This window comes from Dietzia aerolata (assembly GCF_014144865.1).
In the GTDB taxonomy this organism is placed as follows: domain Bacteria; phylum Actinomycetota; class Actinomycetes; order Mycobacteriales; family Mycobacteriaceae; genus Dietzia; species Dietzia aerolata.
Map to the genome: position 1 here is coordinate 1 of NZ_JAALDM010000200.1, position 1,178 is coordinate 1,178.

Sequence of the window (1,178 nt, forward strand, 5' to 3'; positions counted from 1 at the left end):
TGCCGCAGCCGGCGCTGCTGCCGCGGCGGCCGGGGCGGCTGCCTGCGGGGCGCTGGGGGCGGACTCGCTGCTGCCCTTGTCGCTCTTGTCGGCCTTGTCGCCGGACTTGCGCGCCTTCTCGAGGTCCTTGCTCAGCTCGTCGACCCGATGACGGAGGTCCTCATTGTCCGCCACAAGCTCCGCGAGCTCCTTCTCGACCAGGTCGAGGAACTGGTCGACCTCGTCCTCGTTGTAGCCGCGCTTACCTATCGGCGGCTTGGAGAACGCGACGTTGTGCACATCGGCTGGAGTCAACGGCATGGGATACCCCTCGTGGTCGTCTCGGGTGCCGGCCCGGTGTTCTCGCACCGGACCCACGACATCATTACTACCTTAACGCGTGCCAATCTAGTCACATTCGGCCCGCGCGTCACCATGAGTCCACATAGTCTCACGCGCCGCCGATGGGAATCGACACCAGGATCCCCTGCAACACCATGAGGATCACGAACAGCACCAGAACCGATAGGTCCAGTGAGATCTGGCCGAGCCGGACCGGCTTGATGACCTTGCGCAGGGCCTTGACCGGCGGATCGGTGATGGTGAACACCCATTCCAGCACCACGGCCACGAAGCCCGTGGGGCTCCAGCCGCGGGAGAACGAGGCGATCATCTCGACGACGATCCGGGCGATCAATAAAAACCAGAAAACTTGGATCGCGATGAGCAGGATCGACACAAATGCAGCCACGCGTCAAGCCTACTTGCAGACGGTCGGCGTGCGCGGAGCGGCGTCGGTCACCGACGGAACGCCCCGTTGACGGCGTCGCGAACCTCGGCCTCGGTGAGGTCCATACCGGCCGGCTGCAGCAGGAAGGTGCGCTCGCGGTCGGCGACCTTTTCCATGCGGCCGTCGAGGCCGAAGACCAGCCCGGCGGCGAAGTCGACCATCCGGCGGGCGTCGCCGGAGGCCATGGTGGACAGGTCCAGGACCACGGCGCGGCCGGCGCGGAAGTGCTCGCCGAGACTCTTGCCGTCGCCGAATCCGCGGGGCCGCTCGACGACGGTCTCCGGGACGGTGACCAGTCCGTCCTCGACGAAGTCCTCTTCGGGCGCGAGCGCGACGGCGCCGCGGGTGGCGGGCACACCACGCAGCGAGGCACGGGCTCCGGCCTCGGCGGCGTGGTAGCGACGGGGGC

At 67.5% G+C, this 1,178-nt stretch carries 3 protein-coding genes; all 3 read right to left on the reverse strand.

All coding sequences use genetic code 11. From position 1 onward, the window contains the following. Positions 1-300 (reverse strand): DivIVA domain-containing protein (locus tag G6016_RS11830; protein WP_182632844.1); only part of this gene is annotated, 300 nt, incomplete at its 3' end. Between the two features lie 130 nt (positions 301-430). Then, entirely contained in the window at positions 431-730 is a 300-nt protein-coding gene (locus tag G6016_RS11835) for a YggT family protein (RefSeq protein ID WP_182632845.1), read from the reverse strand. A 47-nt stretch (positions 731-777) separates the two neighbouring features. Further along, on the reverse strand, positions 778-1,178 hold a 401-nt coding region (locus G6016_RS11840; protein ID WP_182632846.1), incomplete at its 5' end, for a cell division protein SepF.